This is a genomic window from Arthrobacter sp. Y3223164 (genome assembly GCF_059091005.1).
Window position 1 is genome coordinate 1 of the sequence record NZ_JBNHGF010000771.1, and the last position, 633, is coordinate 633.

The window sequence follows — 633 nt, forward strand, 5'->3', positions numbered from 1 at the left end:
GCGGAGCTGCGCGTTCCGCACCGTGTCACGGGCCTGCTCGCCCTGGCCGAGAACGCCATCGGCGCCGACGCCTACCGGCCCGGCGACGTGGTGACCGTCCACGACGGCACAACCGTGGAGATCGGCAACACGGATGCGGAGGGGCGCATGGTGCTGGCCGACGGCCTCTCCTACGCCGCCGCCCGGCTGCAGCCTGACGTCCTGGTGGATATCGCTACCCTCACCGGCGCGGCGTCCCTGGGGCTGGGCAGGCAGCATGCGGCACTGTACGGCACCCGGCGGTCCCTGGTGCGCGCGTTCGAAGCCGCGGGGGAGGCAACCGGGGAGCGGGTCTGGCACATGCCGCTGGACGAGGTGGCGGCCGAATACGGCTTCGCGTTGGAATCCGGCATCGCCGACATCTCGCATATCGCGTCCCAGCGGTCGAAGGTCGGCGGGGGATCGATCACCGCAGCGCTGTTCCTGCGCGAATTCACCGGCGCCCTTCCGTGGATCCATCTGGACATCGCCGGCCCCGCCCGGGCAGACTCCGACCGGGCCGAGGTCACGAAGGGCGCCACCGGGTACGGTGCCCGGCTGCTGCTGTCCTTCCTGCGCTCCTACCGCGGCTAGCACCGGGCCGGCGGGTGGCCC

Annotated in this window: 1 protein-coding gene; it reads left to right on the top strand. The window is 72.4% G+C overall.

All coding sequences use genetic code 11. The features are described from left to right. A partial coding sequence (locus tag AC5RUJ_RS17920) for a leucyl aminopeptidase family protein (protein ID WP_494156475.1) occupies positions 1 to 612 on the top strand: 612 nt, incomplete at its 5' end. Positions 613 to 633: the final 21 nt, after the last annotated feature.